Below are 23,193 nucleotides of genomic sequence, written 5' to 3' on the forward strand. Positions count from 1 at the left end.
TTTATTCCTCTTCTTCACTATTTTTCATTTTCGAAAGCAAATCATAAGCTCCATTAGTGACTACTTTCCAATTTTGCCAATTTGTTGGAGTATCAAAAATAAGTTCTGTATAATTTAATTCTGAAACACCTACTTTAATCTGCACCATTTTATAATGTGTAATGCCTCTTTCTTTTGATGTGTTTTTATCAGCAATAAAAATATATTTATTTCCTTCAAATTCTACAATAGCTTTTGAAGTTACAGCAGGCACATTACTACTACCGCTTTCAACTAAGGCTTTCAAATACATTCCCGGTAAAAGATGAGTATCCTCTTGATCCAAATGACAATGAATCTGTACGGTTCTTTCCTGACTTATTTCTTTCCCAACTAAATGTACCGTTGCCATTCTTTCCTTTGTTTCATTTGCTAAGGTAAAACGAACTTTTTGACCAATTTTAAGTTTAGGAACATCTTTTTCAAAAACAGTCAACTCGGCGTGTAAATGTTCTGTATCAGCAATTTTAAACAATACATCTGTAGGTGTTACAAAAGCCCCTACATTGGTGTTTACCTTTGTAACATACCCGTTGATAGAAGAAAATAATGGTAGAACTGTTTGAATATTTCCTTTTTCTAAACTTTCTATTCCTACATTCATCAAATGAAGTTTGGTTTTCAACCCCAACACTCTAACTTTCATACTTTCGTAATCCGATTTCGATTTCTGCACTGTCTTTTGGGCATTTACATTTTCTTTTGCCAATTCTTGCTGACGCTCATATTCTAATTTCAAATAGTTTAATTGGCTTTTATAATCAATATAGTCTTGTTGTGGCTGCACATAATCAGGATTTTGCATCAAAGCTACCACTTGACCTTTTTTTACCTTAAATCCTTGAAGCATTTCTGTACTAATTACAAATCCTCCAAAAGGGGCAGAAATAGAAACCAAATTTTGTGGAGGTACGTCAAGCATTCCATTCACTTTGATGGTACCGCTTAATTCCTTTTCTTCAATTTTTCCGAGTTGAATAGCTGACATTTTAAACTGATCCTCAGTAACTGCAACAACGTCAGTGGCAACTGTTGATTCTTCTTTCGCTGGAGTTTCATCCTTATTCTTATTTCCACAACCCACGAAGAAGGTCGTAATTAATAGTAAGGTTATTATTTTATATTTTGATTTCATAAGTCTTTGTTTTGTTATTTCGTTTTTCCTGAAAGATGTTCTAAAAGTGCTATACTTTGGTTATATTGTAAGATGGCTGATAAATAATTTTCCTGAATACCGTTGGCCGTTCTTAAGTTTAAAAGATTTTCTGAATAACTAATTTCACCCTTTTGGTAAGCTATTTGACTTTTTGATGAAATTAAATTGGCGTTGGGTATGCCCGATGTTTTATAATATTCCAAACTGGCTTTACTTTTTTGAAACTCCATTTTGGCTTGTGTGTATTGCCCTTTCAAACTCATTTCGTTACTAACTACCGCAGTTTTAGCAATATCTTGCTTTGTATTTTCTGATTTTATTTTAGCAGTATAAGAACCATAGAATATTGGAATTGATAATCCTAAATTAACCCCTTGAAAACGATTGCTCCCAGTGGCTAAATTAATATTTGTTGCACTTATTTGTGAACCAATAAGGGATTGATTAAAATAACCAACAGTAATATCTGGTAATGTTTTGGCAGCTTCTACTTTTTTCTGCTTTTCAGCTACATTTACCTGTTGATTAAAGTAGGCCAAAATAGGGTTTTGAGTTATTGTTTTATCCTTATTTGTTTCTAAAAAAGAGTTTTCTACAAGCATTTTATCAGCTAATAAAATGGCTTCTTGACTTCCTAAAAGTGTTTGTAATTGCGATAAATAGACATTAATATTTGCCTTATTTTCTTTTAAAGTATTTTGCGTTTCGTATAATTGGGTTTCGGCTGTGCTTTTTTCAAGTATACTACTTTCACCTGTTTTATAACGTAACGATGCTGATTTTACAAAACCTTTGTAAATACTATCTTGTTTTTCCAAAAGAGTTTCTCTTGTATATAAATATTGCAAATTGGAATAGGTTTGCTTAATACGATAAACCAATTCACTTTTTGTTATGTTCGCCTTTAGTTCACTACTTTTTACCAATGCACTTCCTAAGGAAGCATTCGCAGAAAAAATCGTTGGAAATGGTATTGTTTGTGATATAGTAAAACTATTATCATTAAAATCACTATTGTATTGTCCTAATTGGCTAGAAAGATACGTTTTTGGAATCTCTATACTTGCCCTTTTTAGTTGCTGTTGGTATTTAATATCCAATTGTGAAGTGATAATTTCCTTATTATTTAACAATCCTTGTTCAATTGCTTGATTTAAGCTTAAAGGATTTGTTTGAGCTGAAGCAAAATTGGCTGTAAGTAACAAAATTATAATAACAACGGTTGCATTTGTTTTCATCGTTTTTTTATTAAATTTTTCGAACCAAATATAAAGAATTGGCAATATTAAGAGTGTTAATAAAGTAGCTGTAAACAATCCTCCAATTACTACTGTTGCCAATGGTTTTTGTACTTCACCACCTGCACCATGAGACATTGCCATTGGCAAAAAACCTAATGATGCTACCAATGCCGTCATAATTACAGGACGCAATCGCACCGCAGTTCCTTTAATCACTATTTGTTTCAAATCGGTAATTCCTTCTTTTTTAAGAGAATTAAATTCGGCTATAAGAACAATACCGTTCAAAACAGCCACTCCAAACAAGGCTATAAATCCTACCCCGGCCGAAATACTGAAAGGCATTCCTCGAATCCAAAGTGCAAATATCCCACCAATTGCAGAAAGCGGAATTGCAGTAAATATCAAAGTGGCTTGCTTAATAGAATTAAAAGCAAAAAATAATAATAAAAAAATTAATAGTAATGAAGCAGGAACCGCCACGGCCAAACGTTCTTTGGCAGCAATTAAATTCTCGAAAGCACCTCCATAAGTTGCATAGTAGCCCACATCAAATTTTACTTGTTGGTTAATTTTTTGTTGTATTTCTTTAACAGTACTTTCTACATCCCGACCACGAACATTGAAACCCACTATAATTCTACGTTTAGCATCTTCTCGCTGAATTTGGTTTGGTCCTTCTTTAAAATTAATACTTGCAACTTGTTCTAACGGAATTTGATTTCCGTTTGGAGCAGTCACAAACAGGTTTTTAACATCATCCAAACTCTGGCGATTGGTATTATCTAAACGAACTACTAAGTCAAATTTCTTTTCGCCTTCAAAAACTAATCCTGCAGTCTCACCGGCAAATCCTGAACGAATAACGGTATTCACATCTTGAATATTCAAACCAAATTGCGCAATTTTATCTCTATGAAATTTAATCACCACTTGAGGTAAGCCCGAAACTTGCTCCACATATATATCTGAAGCACCTTCAATTTTACTTGCTATTTTACCAATAAGTTTGGCATATTTTGCTAGATTAGTTAAATCTTCACCATAAATTTTGACTGCAACATCTTGTTTTACGCCCGAAATCAATTCGTTGAAACGCATTTGAATTGGTTGTTGAAAACCAAAGGTTGTTCCTGCAATATGTTGCTCTAATTTTGCATGCATTTTCTCAGCCAAATCTATTCTATTATCCGTGGTTGTCCACTCGCTTTTATCTTTTAGAATAATTATCAAGTCACAAGCCTCTACGCCCATTGGGTCTGTCGGAATCTCTGACGAACCTATTTTCCCGATTACTTCTTTTACTTCAGGAAAATTATCTTTCAAAACTTTTGCTGCTTTTTGAGCTTGCTCAACAGTATATGACAAACTACTTCCTGTTAAGGTTCTAGTTTCAACGGCAAAATCTCCTTCATCTAAGGTTGGAATAAACTCTGCTCCCAAAAAAGTAAAAACAATACCGCTAATTACCAATAAACCAAGAGCAACACTGACAATTAGTATTTTGAATTGTAATGCGAAATTTAGCATTGGTGTATACACTTTTTGAATCGAATGAATGATTCTGTCCGAAATATTTTCTTTATCGGCTATCTTCTTACTCAAAAATAATGAACTCATCACAGGAACGTACGTTAACGAAAGTAGAAATGCTCCCAGAATAGCAAAGGAAACGGTTTGGGCCATAGGACGAAACATTTTTCCCTCAATACCAACGAGAGCCAAAATTGGCAAATACACTATTAAGATTACAATTTGTCCAAAGGCTGCCGAACTCATCATTTTGCGCGCATTGCTCAATACGCTTTGGTCCATTTGGGTTTGCGTTAAAATTTGTCCTTTGTGCTTATAGTACAAATAATGCATAGTTGCTTCAATGATAATAACGGCTCCATCGACAATTAACCCAAAATCCAGTGCGCCAAGACTCATTAAATTCCCTTCTACACCAAATAAAACCATAAGACAAATAGCAAACAACATTGCCAAGGGAATTACCGAAGCTACTATCAAACCAGCTCTTAAATTTCCTAAAAATAAAACTAAAATAAAAATAACAATTAAAGCTCCTTCTAATAAGTTAGTAGACACCGTTTTTATGGCACTATCCACTAATTTTGTTCGGTCCAAGAAAGGCTCTATCGTAACTCCTTCTGGCAAGGTTTTTTGAATTTGTTCAATTCGAATTTTTACATTTTCGATTACTTTTGAGGCATTTGCTCCTTTTAACATCAATACTAGACCTCCCACGACTTCTCCTTCATCGTTTCTAGTCATGGCCCCATAGCGTGTAGCTGCCCCAATTTTTACCTCGGCAACATTACGAATCAGGACTGGTACACTATTAGTATTGGTTTTAACAACAATATTTTCGATGTCATCGATACTCTTTATTAATCCTTCTGACCGAATGAAATAAGCGTTCGGATTTTTATCAATATAAGCACCGCCTGTGTTTTGATTATTTTTGGACAAAGCATCAAAAACATCTTTGATGCTAATGTTCATGCTTCGTAATTTATCTGGATTCAATGCTATTTCATATTGCTTTAGAAACCCTCCAAAACTACTCACATCAGCAATTCCTTCTACACCTAACAATTGACGACGTACAATCCAATCTTGCATGGTACGTAACTTGGTTGCATTGTATTTGGACTCATACCCTTTTTGAGTATGGATTACATATTGATATATTTCTCCTAATCCAGTAGAAACAGGTGACATATGTGGTGTTCCCATTCCTTTTGGAATTTGGTCCATGGCTTCGTTTAGTCGTTCACTTACTTGTTGTCTTGCCCAATATACATCGATATCTTCCTCAAAAACTACTGTAACAACCGACAGTCCAAAACGACTAAAGGAGCGTACTTCTTCAATACCTTTGATAGTTGCCATAGTTTGTTCCACAGGAAATGTTACAAACCTTTCGATATCTTCAGCACCATTGCTTGGAGATGTGGTGATAATTTGAACTTGATTGTTTGTAATGTCTGGAACAGCATCAATAGGTAAAATCCGAATAGAATAAACTCCCAAAATAACTAAACCCATCACTATTAAGCCTATGATTAGTTTGTTTTTGAGACTAAAATCAATAATTTTTTCTAACATTTCAATTCTAATTTAGAATTACAAAACTAATTTATAAATTATAAAAGAGACTTAAGATTGGCTTAAGTATTGTATAGATTAGGCTTAAATATTTAGGAAAATCACTAGTAATCACTAGTAATTACTGGAAATTCTGCATAAATAATTGCAGTGTAAATCTTTTTATGGGGCATTTTCTGCTATATAAAAGATTACTTCACTTAATTTTATTTAATTGGAATTCCATGACCTTCGGCTGTAATTTTTTGGGTCCTATCTGTAAGTACTATAGTTATTGGAACTACTTAATGATACCTCATAATTATTTTAAAAACACTACTGTAAATTACTTAAATAGTAACTTTACCACTGTCCCTTTGTTTTCTATGCTTTTTACAATAAGTGTAAGAGGTAATAAATCACTAAGTCTTTTAACGATAGATAACCCCAAACCGATGCCTTTGCTGGTAATATCGTTATGATTTTTGGCACGGTAGAAAGGATGGAACACTTTATCTAAATCGGCTGGCGGAATTCCAATTCCTGAATCAATAATGTGACATTCTATTTTTTGATTTATCGAATGAATTTCAATTACTACCTCTTGATTTGTATGCGAATATTTAAGGGCGTTTGAAATGATATTATTCAGGATAATGGATAGCAAATACGCATCAGATGCAATGGTTGCAGGTGTGGTGGTATAGTTCTTAATACGTAATCTAGAGGACTGACTTTCTCTATTTTTTCTATTGACAATATCCTCTACAACGGGAAGGAGATTGAGTGGCTGAATAATAATAGATTGCTTTTGGTCTTCGAAACGAGCCAAGAGTAAAAGTTCATCTACAAGCCGGTTGAGACGATTTACTTCGTTGATACAGTACTTTATTTTATCGTAATACTCAGCTTCTGTTCTAGGTTTTCTAACTAATACTTCAAGTGTTCCCTTAATTACTGTCAATGGTGTACGAAGTTCATGAGAAGCATCAGAAGTGAATTGTTTTTCACGGTCAACGGCATTTTCGATTCGGTTCAATAAATTATTAATAGTATCTGAAAGGACAAACAGTTCATCTTTGGTATGTGGCAATGGGATTCGTGCCGACAGATTGTCTTTAGTGATTTTGTCTGAGGTTTTGATGATGGCATTGATGGGTTGAATGCTACGACCCGCAATTAATCGTGCAATGAGAAATAAGACCAATAAAATTAACGGGTAGGAAACGATTAAAATATGCGATAAATCATTCAATACAACAGATGTTCCTTCTAGGGACATGGCGATAACCAAATAACCGATGGTTCGTTGACCTTCTAAAATTGGAACTTGAATTTGACGGATTTTTGCACGTACTAATTCAGCATCAAATAAATCATTATCTGGTTTGTTGGTATTGAAAACTAATTTGTGTTTTTTTAGGTTGGGTGATTTTGCGAGTAATTGTTTATCTTGATTAAGAAATTCAATAAAAACAGGATTCACATCGACAGTATTGTGTTCTCTTTCTGTCCATTCTTCGAGATGAATTAGATAATATCTACCGTTTTTAATTGTGATTTCATTCAAGTGATTTTTGACTTCTTTAAGAATATCATTGTTCAAATGCGCATTTACATTGGTTTTAACTATAGTATAAATTGAAAAAAAAACCACAAATACAAGGATTGCTGTGGTAATGATATAGTAAAATGCAATTTTATTTTTGAATGAAAGTGGTTTCATGATAAATTTTTACAATATTAATAGTGATTCTTAGGAATATTTTCACTTTACATGGTTATGAGATGTATAATGTGAAAAAATGACATAACTATTACAGATATATACGCATTTTTTGAACTTAAAATAATAATTACACGAATAGCAAAACAGAAATAAATTTGTAGTAATTCACAAAATCCGTTTCTATCAATTACGTCAAATCAGATACCATATACCCTACTCCACGTATGGTTTTGATATAATCTTGTTCAACTTTTAGTTTAAGTTTTTTCCGAATAGCATTGATGAAAACATCTATTACTCCAGTGTCATAATTGAAATGGATATCCCAAACTTCTTCAATAATCTGTTTGCGAGTGCACACTTTACCTTTATTGAGTACTAAAAATTTTAATAATTCAAATTCTCTCTGTGTTAATCCCACTTCTTGGCCACAATTGGTCACGGTATACTCATCAATATTGATGATAATTTCGCCCAAATGCAATCGGGTTTCAATTTTTTTATTTCGAAAATGAATATTGATACGTTCTAATAATTCAGAAAAATCAAATGGTTTTTTGATATAATCATTCCCTCCTGCTTGCAAACCTTGAATGGTTTCTTGAGTTGTATCTTTGGCGGTCAAAAACAAAATAGGTGTTCCTTTGTTAGTCATTCGAAAGGTTTTACACAAATCTAAACCCGACATTTTTGGCAACATCCAATCCAAAAGTAACAAATCAAAATGTCCTTTTTGCGCCAAATCTAGACCTATCAGCCCATCAGAAGCAGTCGTTACTATAAAGCCTTCTTCCTCTAGACCTTGCTGCAAAAATTGCATGATTCCCAACTCATCTTCTACTATTAAAATTTCCATAGTCATTTTATTGTACTTTTTTAAGAGAACATTGCACAACAAACTTAAAGAAAACTAACTAAAAGGTCTAAATTATATCTCATCTTAAGTTAAATTTAAGAAAAGGATTTCTTTTATAGTAATAGATTTTCTTTAAAAAGATTAATTTTGCAGCCAAATAAAACAATAAGTATGAATTTCTCCAAAAAATTAGCGCCGTTTTACACGCTTACCATTTTTTATGTCGTTATAAGTGTAATTCTTAGATTGGTGTTGCTTTTTCACCCCATCACACAATCATCTTTTTCGTTTATAGATACTGCCAAGATTTTTTCTTTGGGGCTTGTTTCAGATGTGTTTGTGTTCATTTTGGCCAGTGGTTTTCTATGGTTATACCTTATTTTTATTTCTAATGGCAAATACCAAAAACCTTTTGGATATATCCATTTTGGTTTATTGATTGGTCTCTTTTTATATATTTACTCCGGAAAATCTATTTTGACAGAATATGGTGGTGCTCTTCCCGAAATTGGACTGGCCTTCGTAGGAATCAAAACTTTTTTGTTTGGCTTATTATTATTTTTACCAAAAAAACGAGACAAAATCAGATTTTGGTTATTTTCTTTTGTGATGTTTCTTTTTGTAATTTTAATTCTTCAAAATGCCATTAGTGAATACTTTTTCTGGAATGAATTTGGTGTAAAATACAACTTTATCGCCGTAAATTATTTAGTGTATACCAATGAGGTGATTGGTAATATTATGGAATCATATCCAGTAGTCCCTATCTTTTCGGCATTATTTCTAGTTGCTGGTACTATTACGTATTTCGTTGTAAAGAGATCAAAAATTTATATCGAAAAAATTCCATCAATTTTCGAAAAAATAAAAATTACAGTGCTTTATTTCCTAATGTTTGGATTAGCACTTTGGAGTATTCCTAATCTAGCTAAAACTGAAAATGCAACCAATGTATTTACCAATGAGCTACAAGCCAACGGAATGTACCGTTTTTATTTGGCATTTATGAACAGTGAGTTGGATTACTTTAAATTCTACAAAACTTTACCCGAAAACGAAGCGTACGCTTTATTAGACAAGCAAATTCCTGGACTTCAAAAATCCTCTTCAACAAGAATAATTACATCAGACAGTACTGAAGTACATAAAAATGTTGTTTTAATTACGATCGAAAGTTACAGTGCCGATTTCATGAAAATCTATGGTAACGATCAAAATATCACGCCTTTTCTCGATGATTTGGCTACTAAAAGTCTATTGTTTACGAATTTTTATGCATCTGGAAATAGAACAGTTCGTGGGTTGGAAGCAGTAACCTTATGTTTACCCCCTACTGCAGGAGAAAGTGTCGTTAAACGCAAAGACAACAAAAATAAATTTACAACTGGAAGTGTTTTTAAATCGAAAGGCTACCAAGTAAAATACTTATATGGTGGAGATTCATTTTTTGATAATATGGAAGATTTCTTCTCCGGAAATGGCTATGACATAGTAGATAAGAAGAATTTCAAACCAGAGGAAATCACTTTTTCTAATGTATGGGGTGTTTGTGATGAAGATATGGTAAACAAAGCTATTAAAACTATGAATGCAGAAGCGCAGACTGGGAAACCATTTTTCAACCACTGGATGACCGTTTCTAATCATAGACCTTTTACATATCCTAATGGGAAAATTGATATTCCGGGAGATGCAAAATCTCGTGAAGGTGGTGTAAAATATACCGATTATGCTATTAAGAAATTCTTCACCATGGCGCAAAAGCAACCTTGGTTCAAGAATACTGTCTTTGTAATTCTAGCCGATCACTGTGCATCTAGTGCAGGAAAGACCGAATTACCTGTTGATAAATATAGAATTCCAGCAATGATTTACAGTCCTGGATACGTACAACCACAACACTATACAAAGGTGATGTCGCAAATTGATATTATGCCCACTTTATTTGGTTTATTACATTTCAACTATCAATCTAAGTTTTTCGGTCAAGATGTAATGAACCCAAATTACCAACCAAGAGCTTTGATTGCAACTTATCAAGATTTAGGTTTATTGAAAGATAATGTTTTGACCATTATTTCACCAAAACAGCAGGTGAAACAATTTGGTTTGGTACTACAACCAAAGGTTGGTGTTGAACTAGATTTTCAATTGTATTACGATCAAAAACCGCTAGCCAAAGAACGTACTGATTTGATTAACGAAACAATATCGTACTATCAAACGGCTTCGGACATCTTAAAGAATAAGAAATACCAGAAGTAAATACATTATAAAAAGCTGTAATTGGAAACAAATTAACTAGTGCAAATAGAAAATGAGCTACTCAACTTTACACAAGTTCTTGTAGCTCATTTTAGTTAATAGAAATAAATCTTTTAATATACATATTTCTACTATACACATAAACAACAAGCTACTTATCAAAATTGGTTGTAATAGTACAAAAGTGAAATTTATTGGAAAATAAAAATTATTTATGCTTGATATTTTGGAAAAATAATCTTTTTCTTAAATAGTTTGCATAAGTTTGTAATTGAAAAAAATAAATTATTATGACACAAGAAGAGTTATTAGTTTTAATTTATAAAAAAGACGACAAAGCTTTTACACATCTATATGACATGTATTCCAAAAGTTTGTTTGCCGTTATAAATGTTCTCGTTCGAAATACCGAAGAAGCAGAAGATGTCCTCCAAGATGTATTTGTAAAGATTTGGAAAAATATGGATTCTTATAATGAAAGTAAAGGACGATTCTATACTTGGATCCTTAATATTGCTCGAAATACTTCCATTGATAAACTGCGTTCTAAAAACTTTAACAACAGTCAAAAAAACCTTTCTACTGATAATTTCGTAAATCAATTAGAGGACAGCACTAAATTGGGTAACAAAGTGGATACTATTGGAATCCAAGAATTTGTAAAAAGATTAAAACCAAAGTGCATCCAAATAATAGATTTACTATTTTTTAAAGGCTATACGCAACAAGAAGCTGCAGAAGAACTTGCGATCCCTTTAGGAACAGTAAAAACACACAATAGGAATTGTATAAATGATTTAAGAACCTATTTGAAAGTATAATGGAAAATAAAGAATATATAGAATCAGGAATTTTAGAACTTTACGTCTATGGCTTACTTAGTGAAGCAGAGAACGAAGAGATTGCTTCTAAAGCTAAGAATGACCAAGATATAAATGCAGAAATAATTGCTATTGAGAAAGCTATAGTAGCACTATCTTCTAGCTTTGCACCTTTTAATTCAATTGCAAACTTTTCTAAAATTAAGGAAAAGTTAAACATTAATCAGGAAGTAAAAGTTATCGAATTAGAGCCTAGAAGTAGTATTTCACCTTATATCGGATGGGCTGCAGCATTACTATTATTAATTGGTGTTGGTTATCAATATAGTCAACTTAATACTACCAATACAGAAATGGTAAATGCAACTATCGAAAAAGGTAAAATTGAAAAAGAACTTAATACACTAACATTAGAAAACAAAGCAATTGAGTCTAGTCTGGCAATCATAAGAGATACCAATAACACTGTTGTGGCACTTGGAGGTCAAACAATAGCTCCAGAATCATCTGCAAAAATATATTGGAATAAGTCCTCTCAAAAGGTATTTGTAGATGCTAGCGGATTACCTGAACCTCCAAAAGGAATGGTTTACCAAGTTTGGGCTTTAAAATTAACCCCATTGACACCAACAAGTATTGGTTTACTGGATAATTTTGTCGCCAACAATCAACGTATTTTTGCTGTTGATGGAACGGCTGATGCTGAAGCTTTTGGGATCACACTAGAACCAGCTGGTGGAAGCTTAACTCCTACAATGGAACAATTATACACTCTAGGAAAAGTATAAAAATTTAATATACGGGTAAAAAAAGGTTCCTTCATAGTATTTGAAGGAACCTTTTTTATGAAATCACTTTAACTATCCCTATAAATCCTTTTCAAAAAAGGTTTTATAACCCAACAAAAACCATTAAATTAACAAAACTTTCAGTAAATCATTAAATTTAACAAACTATAACAAAAATTTAGAGTATAATATTATTAGAGTTCTATATTTTTATAATACTTTTGTTCGCTTAACATAATAACTAATTTAATTGTAATGAAAAAAATATTTTTTTTACTTTCTGCTTCTCTTTTATTATTTTCATGTAACAAAGACAAGTACACCGTTTCAGGAACTATCACAGGTATTGAAAACGGAAAAACAATCATCCTTGAAACACAAGACGAAAGTGGAATGGGATTAAAATCTATTGATACTGTAAAAGTAGAAAATGGTAAATTCGTATTTGAAGGTAAAGCTTTAGAGCCAGCTTTCCACACTTTACAAATTGAAGGTGTTCAAGGTAAAGTTCCTTTTATCTTAGAAAATGGAGATATTAAAATCGTCATTAATAAAGATAGTATTCAAAATGCGAAAGTATCAGGATCATACAACAATGATGAGTATGTTAAATTCAATGAAGAAATTAAAGTTATCCAAAAGAAATTAATGGATTTCCAATCTACAAACATGGAAAAAATGAATGCTGCTCAGCAATCAAAAGATACTGCAGCTATTAATAGTTTAATGCAAGAATTTTCTAAACTTCAAGAAGAAGTTGGAAATGCATCTAAAACAAAATACATTGGATATGCTGAAACACATCCAAAATCTTTAATTAGTGCTTTAATTATCCAAGGAATGTTAAATGATCCAACTGCTGATATTAAAAAAGCAGAAGGAATCTATGACGGATTTGATGAATCAATAAAAAACACTAAACCAGGAAAAGCAATTAAAACCAAACTTGGTGAAATGAAAAATCCTGGAGTTGGAGCAACTCCTCCTGTAGCACCAGGTGCTCCAGAAGCAGGTAAATGAAGGACCGATTTTTCTGCGCCTAATCCAGAGGGAAAAGTTATCTCACTGAAAGAAAGCTTAGGAAAAGTAACTATCGTTGATTTTTGGGCTTCATGGTGTGGACCATGTAGACAAGAAAATCCAAACGTAGTTGCAATTTACAAAGATTTACATGCTAAAGGACTTAACATCGTTGGAGTGTCACTAGATAAAGACAAATCAAAATGGAAAGAAGCTATCGCAAAAGACAAATTAACTTGGATACATGTTTCCAATTTAAAATTTTGGGATGAACCAATAGCAAGACAATATAATGTGGAATCAATACCTGCAACATTTATTCTTGATGCATCAGGAAATATAGTTGCAAAAGATTTAAGAGGTGATGCTTTAAGAGCAAAAATAGTAGAACTTCTAGCTAAATAATATTACTTTTTCACAATACAAAAAATCTCCCTCGTGGAGATTTTTTTGTTTTATTTGCTCCCAATAAATAGAAAATTTATAAAGCATACAATTATTATTTTGGGAATGCAGCTTTTCTACAGCGGATATATTATAGAGTAAAGATTTAATACATCTTTGAACTGCGGTTGAACTGAACCAATATAGTTCTGGTATTTTGAGATACGGAAATATATCATAGCAAAAAGTAAGATAAATTCTTGATGAGCAACTATCACTTATCTTTGAAAACTATTATAATTGTAAACTTTGCTGTAAATGGCTTAATTTGCAATAATCCTTTCAATAAACAAATAGTTTAATACTCGATATTTCTTGTTTTATTTTTATAATTATCATTATTTAAACATAAATAAAAAATTTAATTTTTAATTAATATGGTAAGTATTTGTTATAATATCAATCAACTAAGTCAAATCTGACATCATTCTACATGGTCTTTACCTCACAATTCACTATATTTATACTTTTACAAAACCTACAACTATAAATATTTTATAAATGGACAACGGTACCCCCTCTACTAGTCTTAAGAGCATCCATAAGTTTAGTAAAATTGATAATTTTAGTTTCAATTTTTTTTCTATACAGTATTTAATTATTATGTTATTTCTTTTTTACTTAAAAATGACATATGTAGCATGGGGAACTCTACCCATTATTTTTTTATTCATCTACTTTGCAATTTCAAAAAAATTAAGTTTCCCTGTTAAAGTTGTTACTGCCATCTCTTTCATAACAGTATATTATACATATGCATTTATATTATACGGCAAATCCTGTAATTTTTTAGCTTTAACCTATCTTACTCCTATTGTATTGCTTATAATGCTACAGTATAATAAATTAATGCTTCTTTTCACCACGATTATATTAGTTGTTGTTGGGATTACTATTTATTTTGATTTTTTTGATTTTGATTACGGTAATAAAATGTACTATGAAAATGATATTTTTAATAGTTTGTTTTACTTTATTGTCCTAATGATAACGCTCTATTTGATTGTACTACTAACAGCTAGGACAAAATTAGTAAACGATGTTATCAAAGATTTAAAAACAAAAAATCTTGAATTGGAAGAATCTCGAATTGAATTGAAGAAATTACAAATTAATAAAGAATCCTTTTTTGCTATAATGAGCCATGAAATTAGGACTCCTTTAAATGCTATAAAAGGAATTTCAGATATTTTGAAAACAAAAATAGAAAACAAAGAAGACCAAAGTCTTTTAGAGTTGATGGATTATTCTACTAATCATCTATTAGCATTAGTTAACAACATACTAGATTTTACCAAATTAAATGATGGTGCTTTTTCATTACAATACTCAGAATTTAATTTGAGTAGCTCCTTAAATTCTTTATTTAAAATGAACGAAAGATTGGCTTTGGAAAAAGGATTAAAATTTAAAATAAAGACTTCAAAAAATATTCCGGATACTGTATATGGTGATAAAAATAGAATCAATCAAATTGTTTTGAATATTTTGAATAATGCTATTGAATATACTGATAGCGGAACTGTAAAAATGGTTATAGGTGGTAATATATCAGCTACCAATCAAAAGGAATTTCAGCTTCATATTACTATATCTGATACAGGAAAAGGAATTAAAAAAGAATTAGGAGAAAAGCTTTTTCAAAAATATGCAACTTCAAACACTTCCAAGAATAGTGTTGGGCTAGGATTAACTATCTCAAAAGGGCTAATTGATCTAATGATTGGTAGTATATCATATGAATCAGAGGTAAATCAGGGTACAACGTTTTATATTACTATTCCATTACCCATTATAGAAAACAGTACTAACAATTCTTATTATATTGAAAGTTTTTTTGAAAATACGGCCTTAAAAATACTTCTAGTTGATGATAATAAGATCAATCTATTAGTTTTGGAAAAACAATTAAAAAACAAACTAAAGAACAGCCAAATCACCACTGCCAACAATGGTTATGAAGCACTAAACAAAATAAAGAACAACCATTACGATATAGTATTAATGGACGTAATTATGCCTATAATGAATGGTATTACGGCATCGATTCACGTTCGAAATCTATTGGATGAAAATAAAAAAGACATTCCTATTATTGCATTAACAGCTAATGTTGGAGAAAAAGAATTATCTGAATGCTTAAATGCTGGGATGAATGATTTTGTTACAAAACCGTTTGAAATTAATTCGTTATTAAAAATAATTCGTAAAGAAACACAGTCTTATAAAAAATAACACTTACTAATAAAGTATTATATATTTTTTAAATACATGATTACAAATAATTACTAATAAACCAATTTTCTTTCTTTAGCCCTGATAGTAAAGAAAATCCTTTTTTGTGGCTCTCCTAATTTTGGGAAAGCCACAAAAAAGATTAATGCGGATAGCGGAACCAAAATTTATTAATAAAGTCAATATTTTCTGCTACTAATATTACTTTTAATGTAAATATTAAAAAGGATATCCAATAGCAATATTGAATATGAGGTTGTTGGAACGCCATGATTTGTCTGAAAAATCAATTTTTTCTAACACCCAATTTTTTCCGTTGGTTGCATAGGGCGTTCGTAATGGAAAAGCTAAATCTGTTCTAAGAATCAAAAAACTAAAATCAAAACGGAGTCCTACTCCAGTTCCTACAGCCAATTGATTGAGAAAATCACTTGTAAATTGTCCTCCTGGTTTTTCGTCTGATTTATTTAATAACCAAATATTTCCGGCATCTACAAAAACAGCTCCTTTGACAAAACTATAAATTTTGGCGCGCAGCTCGGTGCTAAATTCCAACTTTAAATCTCCAGATTGATCAGGCAAAAAAGAACTTGCAACTGTCGAACCATTGAAGGTTCCTGGACCGATAGATCTTGCTCTAAAAGCACGGATACTACTGGTCCCACCAATAAAAAACTGTTTAATATAAGGAAGGTTCTTTGAGTTCCCATACGGGAGCCCTGCACCTACTATAATTCTACTCGCTAATTTGGTCTCACTATTAAAGTTGTAATAATGACGAAATTCCATTTCTACTTTTGAATATTGGCTAAAGGGAACACCAAAAATACTTTTGGGATCAGCGTTATTATTTGCTCCCATTAATAACCCCAAAGCGTTACCCGAGAAGTCCAAACTTCCTTTAAAATAGATGTTGTTTTTTTTGTTTTTCAACATCGTATTGGTGTACGTATAGGAATAGTTGGTTCCAAAAATAAGTTGTTTGTCAATAATACTTTGTAACGAAGGACTTTCTGCAATTTGAGATAAATACAAATCAGACACATTATTGGATGAAGTGTAAGCAATATTAACGACATTAAGATTATGTTCTTTCCTTTCGTTTTCTTTCCATGAATATCCAAATGAACTATTGAATGTTTTCAAAGAGTACAACTTTGTACGAAGTTGGTATTCATATCCAATCGAGGCTTTGGTATTGGGAACAAAACCACCTCCGGAATTCATACGAATTGGAGAAATAAATCGAGGCCAAACTAGACTAGCATCTCCCCCAAAACGATAGACGTTAAATCCATTATTTTGACCAGAAACCTGAACTTCTACTCCTGTAAATGCCGAAACACTAAGCAGTTCTGCTCCCTTGAAAGTATTGCGATTACTCCAATTAATATTTAACTCGGTTCCTGAATAATTGGCTGTATTGGTTTTGGCCAAAGCTTCTACCTGAATAGATTTTTTGGGTAATGGAGTCAAGTAATAATAGGCATCCAATTGGTCTTTAAAGGAGTTATTGACTTTAAATTCATTATTAACAAACTTAAATGTTCCTAGAGTAATTAACCTATTTAAAGATAAATTATGCGTGGTTCTATTATACAATTCACCTTTTTTGAACAATAATGTTTTATCAAAAATAATAGGTTTAAAAACGGTTCTATTGTCTATAATCGTAAAGTTTTTATGGTGTAATGTATCTTGTTTATTTTTTGAGATAGTATCTCTTTTTAAATTATAGCTAGGGTAAACAAAAACATCATTAATTTTGTATTGAATCCTTGCCTTAGCAGGAGTCTCATTTTTAATTTTTAATAATAAATCAACCTCATGCGTCGCCACGGTACTATCCACTTGAACTAAGAGATAGTCTTCACTAAAATAATAAAAACCACGTTCTTTTAATTTGGCATCTATTCGGCTACGTTCGGTTTTGATAATATCCAAATTGTAAGCTTTACCAGTTTTAAGTACACTACTTTTTTTAAGTAAATTAATTTCGTTGCTCAACACAGTTGAATCCTTGGGAAATATGACCGATCTCACTTTATAAAGATTGTGTAAATTGATGTCATAAGTAGCAGTAGCTTTCTTATCTTTTTTTATAGAATCGGCTTTTGTTTCGGAATTAAAATAACCATTATTTTCAACATAATTTTGAACAACATCTTTGTTGTGTTCCAAATTTACGGTACTCATTAAGACAGGTGCTTCTCCTATTTTATACTTTAGCCAATACCAAAAACCTTTCTCTTTGGTCACTTTTCCTGCCAAATTGTAAAAAAATATTCCAGGACGAATTCCTAGTAAAGATTTATTGGGAATAGGTCGTATTAAATCGTTTAATGCTGTTTTAATTATTTTTCTTTTCCCTTTAGGAACATCTCCTTTCGCAATCGTGATCTCATGTCCCACATATAAAAGATCACCTTCTGGGATTTTACCAGTTCCGCTGCATCCTAAGAATATGGTTACTAGAAAAAACACTATAATATAGCTACTTATTTTTATCATTCTTCTTCGTCTTATTACTACTTTTTTTGCTAGGCTTACCCTTTGATTGAAATAACTCTTTAAACTTATTATAGTTCATCGTGATGATAAAGGCAACCCCAGTCTCTACAACTTGACCTTGTAGCGCCACCTGATAATTATTTTTGCGATAGGCTCTCACTTTATAACGTCCATCTGTAGTTAAAAGATAATCTGCCGTTAAATCACCAGCAATATTGTTTGCTTGTTCGTTAGTATTTTGCGATCCTTCTACTCCAAAACTACTCCCTAATGTAACCTTCAATCGATCATTGAAAAGCTTTTTGGACAACCCAACATTCAAATCCGTTCTTTCTTGTCGTTCACCTGTAGTGTAGTCTTCTGATGCCTGTAAATCAAAATCGATTTGTATCCCTTTTATCAAATCACCAGCTAAATTATTCAATTGTTGAGATAATATTTTACTCACACTTTGTTTGGCTAGATAAGCACCACTACTACCTCCTGATTCACTCTCAAAAGGGTTTTCACCAATAAATCGATTCAATAATAATAGAGCGAAAACTTGTTTATTAAGTGCATCTTCATCATTTCTAAGAGCTGTTAACTTTGCTTGGGTTGTATTAATTATGTCTGTGGAAACATTGTTATTTCCGTCTGGTAAAACTATATCAAATGAAATTTGAGGCTGTAAAAGTTCCCCTTTCATGATTAAATTGGTTTCAAAAGGAATTTTTTGTTTGTATGTATTTCTCGTTTCGTCTGTTATTCCCGTTAATTGGTCGTCAACCAAATCAAGTGGAGCTGCATCTACTTTGTACATGGCAGTAATATTAATATTTGCCGTTGTAGGCTCTCCAGTCCAAAGAATGTAACTATTGGGTTGAATTTCGAACTTTCTTTTTATTAAATTAAAATTCATTTCGTAAGCACCACCAGAAAATTCATATTTACCTGTCAATGTAGTTTTTCCCGACGGATCTATTCCACCAGTTAACTGTGCCTCACCTTGTAGTTTCAAATAGTCTCCATTGGCTTCGTCAATTACAATTGAAATTTCTGCTTTTTTGTCCACTACAATATTTACCGAAGCATTGATTCCTTTCAATTCTGTTTGAACAATATTTTTCATCGGATCTTCAACTGAAAATAAGACGGGTTGATCTTGATCTATAAATTCTACAATACCTTCTCTATCTGCTATCGACGGATCTGATTGTGGCAAAACCATTGTGAATTTTGTATCTTCATTAATTTTTACAGTTCCATCAATTATTGGGTTATTGAGAGTTCCTTTAATTCCTAAATTATTATCCAAGAATAGTTCTCCGTAAAATAGTTTGTTATCTTTTGCTGTTGAATTAACAGCTCGAAAATTTTTGGCATCTACATTCAAATTAAAACCTACATTACTATAATCCTTTGCATCTATAACCCCATCTAATTTCAATGGATTTTTATTTTCATCTTGCATTTTAAAATCGTTAAAAACGATATTATTTCCTTTAAATGCAATCTCATCATTATTCAATTTAAATTTTGAACTTAAAGGAATCACCATAAACCCTACCGAATTAAACTTCAGATTCCCATTGATATCAGGACTAGTAGCCTTTCCTGTAATGGCCAATTTACCATTCATAAATCCTTCACTCTCTTTTAAATATTCCAAGGCAAATGCTTGCAATGATGTCATTTGAAGTTTTTTAATATCTAATACAAAATCCAAACTTTCTTGTGAAATATTATAATTTCCATCCAAATTTAATTGGTTGCCTGCACCTGTCAAAGCTATATTTGCTGTATAAGAATCGGGATTCTGATTGTCAACTTTTAATTGAAGGTTACCAATGGAGTCTTTTTTGATGGTCAAATTCTCAATATTCAAATCCGACACAAATAAAGGTTTTGTCGTTAGGTTTTTGAATGTAGTTTCTCCATTTATAGTTCCACCTACTTCAAAATTTGACTTGACAATACTAGTTAAAGATTCTATTTTAAAATTCTCGAATTTTGCTACAACTGGTGCAGTAGCTACTTTTTTTTCTGATTGTATCGAAAAAGATTCTGAACCATTTTGGATTTTAAAATTAGAAAACACAATTCCTTTTGGTTCTATTCTAATAAAATTACTAGGATCGACCTCCCAATTTTCATAATTCAAAAGTAATTTATCGGGATTAAACGATAGTAATGAGCCTCCTAAACTATCCTTAACAGTTCCTGCTATTACATATTTTTCTTTATCTTCAAGATCTTTTACTTTCAATTGATAATCAACTGTATTGTTTTCTATTTTACCAACAATTGTTGTTTTTGGAACTTCAAATTGTGCGCTTTTAATCAACCCAATAGATAAATCATATTGTAATTCTGAACCTTTAGTTTCCATTTTAAAGATACCGTTCGAAATTTCATTACCAGCATAATTCATTCTTGGTAAAAGTGCACTAACTACAATACTATCGTTTGCTGAGTTATAACTTCCATCTATAGTAATCTCAGATAGTTCCTTTATATCTGGAATTAGTTTTTTTACTATCAGATTATCTTTAATCTTAAATTCAAAATCTAAGGAATGAGCCTCTTTACTTGCTACATGTTTGTTATTAATTTGGTAATATTTTGAAATTGAATTAAGCAATTCATCACTAAGGATTGCTAAATTATAATTCCCACTAATAAGTCCGTCGGCGAACTGTGATTTCAATACAATAGAATCTTTTTGAATTGAAGAAATTGCGCGAATAGTAATTGAATCTAGTGGAAATTGTTCTTTTTCTAAAGCAATTAAGAAATTATCTGCATGCAATACACCATTCAGGTTTTCCACTCGCAAATCATCGAAATTGGCTGTAAAATTCCCTTTCAATTTTAATGGGCCAGCATGAAGGTTTAGTTTTTCTAAATCAATTATATCCAAATTTAATTTTAAATCTACGGTAGGCTTTGTAGGAATCGAGGAACCCTGAGCTGCAAGTGTGAAAGTTAAATTTGGGTCTGTAGCAGCTGCTTTTATATCGAATAATCCATTGTTGAGAGTCCCATTCAAATTAATACTATTGTAATCATAAGCATTAAAATTTACTTTAACTACTTTTGATGAAAATTCTGCGGTAGCATGAGCAGGATCTAGACTTATTCCTTTAATTTTTGCATTGGCAGTAATTTTCCCTATTTGCTTATTTTTTATGAAACTTCCAAGATCAAAGTTTGTAATGCTGGCATTAGCTATATATTTTTCTTTATCTTTTCGACTTTGGTCAAAAGTAGCAACTAGAATAGCTTTTCCCATTGTGCTATTTACATCCAAATTTGTTTTAAAAACATTACTACTTCCATTAAAATTTCCTTTAACATTGAAGGCCTTTGGTAATGCTACTGTTGACGGAATTGTATTATTAGGAACAAAAGAGTAAATATCTTTTGCCGTAGATTGAAAGAAAAGGGAATTGATATTAAAAATACTTTTTTCAAATTCAGGTAATCCAGAAATACTTCCTTTCAAATTTACTTTTGTATCACCCAAACCATTCGCATCAAATCTAGCAACATTTAGTTTATCTAACCTCCCCTTTATAGAGGCATTAAAATTAAGAATTCCGTTGGGATAATTTTTAAAAATATCATTTGTAATTAAAGTTGGAACCAATAACAAAACATCCTTAAAACCCAATTTACTATCAATCAAATTGGCATCGATAACTAAATCTTCTAAATGATCACTCAAAGAAGTGATGGAAGGATAGGTAACATCAACTGATTGTTGCAAGATAGTTTGCGGTGTTTTTAAATATAGATTTTTCAAAGATGCTCCTTTGTCTGCATATACAAAAGTAGTTTTCAAAGCTTCTATCTGTAGCCCACTTTGCTCCTTAAATTGAAGGGAATCTACCTCCCCTTTATAATAATTATTTTTTATTTCAAAACCATTTCCTTTAAAGAGTAATCCATTTAATTTTATATGATTATAATCTAAACCTTTTTTTATTTTACTAAAATTATTATTATCGAAAGAAAAGTCCAAGTCTGCAATAACGATCGAATTAACATTTATATTCCACGGTAAAGCACTATCATTTTCTGCAGTCTCAATTGGTTTATTTTTCAATTTAGTCAAACTCAGCTGACCTTTCGTTTTATTCAATTCAATTGAACTTACCACAACTATTTGCTTCTCTAAATCAATCGATTTTATTTTTGTTCCTAAGTGTTCCAACAGAATACTAGCTTCCATATTTGAAAGGGCACTTTTGTAGCTAATGTCGATATCATCTAGTTGAATCTTATTCAGATTCAGTTTTAACAACTTATTGTCTGTCTTTTGCTCAATCTGCTTAGTTACTATTTGCGTGGCATCAACTACATCTTGATTAAAGTCTAATTTAAATCCTTTCAAGTTTATATCAGGAATATCAAAGGCTAAATTATTCAAATCAAAGCTCTTAATTTTGGTATCGAAATGATGAACAAATAAATTTACATCATTTTTTGAAACAGCATCTTGGTACCTAAATTTTATTCTATTTAAGACAATAGACTTTACAGCGATTTCCATCGGACTACTCTCCTTTTTTGGTGCATCCGGTGTTGCGAATGCTTTGATGATGTAATCAAAATTATAGATAGAATCTTTACTCACTTTAATATTTGCAACAATATCATCTAGCTCTATGGAATTAATCTGGACATTACTACTTAATAATTGAAACAAATCGATGTCAATTTTTAACGATTTACCCGCCAACAAAGTATCCCTTGACTGGTCTTCAAAATAAAAATTATTAAGAATTACTTTTTTTGGCAGACCAATTTCGATTGATCCGATCGCTACTTTAGTTTTTATCTTTCCTTCCAAATAAGGTATTGCTAAATCCTTTACTTTATTTTGAACAAAAGAAAACTGCAATGAAAGCACTATTAATAAAAATAGAGTCACCAAAACCAAAACAATTTTTAAACTAATTTTTAAGACTTTATTCAATGTAGATATGGTTATAATTTTTAATACAGCTG

At 31.5% G+C, this 23,193-nt stretch carries 11 protein-coding genes and 1 pseudogene; 6 read left to right on the forward strand and 6 right to left on the reverse strand.

All coding sequences use genetic code 11. The features are described 5' to 3' along the window. Position 1: 1 nt before the first annotated feature. From M2326_RS11520 to M2326_RS11535, 4 genes are all read right to left on the reverse strand, one after another. Positions 2-1,174, reverse strand: a complete 1,173-nt coding sequence (locus tag M2326_RS11520) for an efflux RND transporter periplasmic adaptor subunit (protein WP_264619710.1) — start codon at positions 1,172-1,174, stop codon at positions 2-4. Positions 1,175-1,188: 14 nt separating this feature from the next. Then, positions 1,189-5,550, reverse strand: a complete 4,362-nt coding sequence (locus M2326_RS11525; RefSeq protein WP_264619711.1) for a CusA/CzcA family heavy metal efflux RND transporter — start codon at positions 5,548-5,550, stop codon at positions 1,189-1,191. 325 nt (positions 5,551-5,875) lie between these two features. After that, a complete protein-coding gene (locus M2326_RS11530; RefSeq protein WP_264619712.1) occupies positions 5,876-7,255 on the reverse strand; it encodes a sensor histidine kinase in 1,380 nt (459 codons plus the stop codon). 190 nt (positions 7,256-7,445) lie between these two features. Further along, positions 7,446-8,114, reverse strand: a complete 669-nt coding sequence (locus M2326_RS11535; protein ID WP_264619713.1) for a response regulator transcription factor — start codon at positions 8,112-8,114, stop codon at positions 7,446-7,448. Positions 8,115-8,285: 171 nt separating this feature from the next. Between M2326_RS11535 and M2326_RS11540 the strand changes: the two genes are divergently transcribed. The 6 genes and pseudogenes from M2326_RS11540 (at position 8,286) to M2326_RS11565 (ending at position 15,687) form a co-directional block, all read left to right on the forward strand. Next, positions 8,286-10,379: an LTA synthase family protein gene (locus tag M2326_RS11540; protein ID WP_264619714.1), complete on the forward strand. Its 2,094-nt coding sequence runs from the start codon at positions 8,286-8,288 to the stop codon at positions 10,377-10,379. A gap of 290 nt (positions 10,380-10,669) precedes the next feature. Further along, positions 10,670-11,200, forward strand: coding sequence for an RNA polymerase sigma factor (locus M2326_RS11545; protein WP_264619715.1), 531 nt, complete (start codon positions 10,670-10,672; stop codon positions 11,198-11,200). Then, the gene (locus M2326_RS11550) at positions 11,200-11,988 is read left to right on the forward strand and encodes an anti-sigma factor (protein WP_264619716.1); all 789 of its coding nucleotides are present in this window, start codon (positions 11,200-11,202) and stop codon (positions 11,986-11,988) included. The genes M2326_RS11545 and M2326_RS11550 overlap by 1 nt, the downstream gene beginning before the upstream one ends. Before the next feature lie 255 nt (positions 11,989-12,243). Next, the gene (locus M2326_RS11555; protein ID WP_264619717.1) at positions 12,244-13,008 is read left to right on the forward strand and encodes a DUF4369 domain-containing protein; all 765 of its coding nucleotides are present in this window, start codon (positions 12,244-12,246) and stop codon (positions 13,006-13,008) included. 18 nt (positions 13,009-13,026) lie between these two features. Next, positions 13,027-13,413, forward strand: a pseudogene (locus tag M2326_RS11560) (TlpA family protein disulfide reductase); the annotation flags it as partial. A gap of 666 nt (positions 13,414-14,079) precedes the next feature. Next, entirely contained in the window at positions 14,080-15,687 is a 1,608-nt protein-coding gene (locus M2326_RS11565) for a response regulator (protein ID WP_264619718.1), read from the forward strand. Positions 15,688-15,906: 219 nt separating this feature from the next. Here M2326_RS11565 and tamL read toward each other — a convergent pair whose 3' ends face one another. Both tamL and M2326_RS11575 read right to left on the reverse strand, forming a co-directional pair. Further along, positions 15,907-18,198 (reverse strand): translocation and assembly module lipoprotein TamL, encoded by a 2,292-nt coding sequence (tamL, locus tag M2326_RS11570; protein ID WP_264619719.1) that lies wholly within the window; start codon positions 18,196-18,198, stop codon positions 15,907-15,909. Then, on the reverse strand, positions 18,182-23,161 hold the full coding sequence (locus M2326_RS11575; RefSeq protein WP_264619720.1) for a translocation/assembly module TamB domain-containing protein: 4,980 nt from the start codon (positions 23,159-23,161) through the stop codon (positions 18,182-18,184). The genes tamL and M2326_RS11575 overlap by 17 nt, the downstream gene beginning before the upstream one ends. Positions 23,162-23,193 lie beyond the last annotated feature (32 nt).

This window comes from Flavobacterium psychraerolatum (assembly GCF_025960985.1).
Classification (GTDB): Bacteria; Bacteroidota; Bacteroidia; order Flavobacteriales; family Flavobacteriaceae; genus Flavobacterium.